Genomic DNA, 566 nt, shown 5'->3' on the forward strand with positions numbered 1-566 from the left:
TACAATTGGTTGAAAGTGTGCGGGAATAGATTAAAAGAAGCTGAGCTGGCGAGCTTGCTCTTCTGGCTTGAGCATAACACTCAAGCCTAAGAGGCGAATTTCACGACCATTTTGACGCTTTAGAATATCTTTTAGCAGCAACTTAAAGTCCTCAAGTTCTAACTGAGGATGAATGTGTTCAATGGTAGTGAGCTGGAAGTCCGCGAACTTTACCTTAATGCCTTGCTTAATGATCGATTTATCTGGACTGGCACGCTCCAGTCGCTTTTCCAGTTCAGGATATAGTTTCTCTTCGATCACTTGCCAGCACTCATCATAAGTAGAGATGTTTTGGCTAAACGTTCGCTCAACACCAACCGACTTTCTCTCACGCTCGACTACAACTTCTCGATCATCGATACCGTGACTGCGTTTCCACAATGATGCGCCTTGGCGACCGAATTGGCGTAACAGTTCTCGATAGTCGCTATTTTTAATGTCTTCACACAGATAAAAGCCCGCTTGATGTAACTTTTCTAGACTGACCTTACCAACTCCAGGGATTTTTTCTAGTGGTAGCTTATCGA

General features: G+C 43.8%; 1 protein-coding gene. It reads right to left on the reverse strand.

All coding sequences use genetic code 11. The annotated features are described in order from the left end of the window. Nucleotides 1–30 precede the first annotated feature (30 nt). The coding region (locus R7R24_RS29255) for a DNA polymerase thumb domain-containing protein (RefSeq protein ID WP_411978849.1) at nucleotides 31–566 on the reverse strand (536 nt) is incomplete at its 5' end.

This window comes from Vibrio sp. 704 (assembly GCF_033339295.1).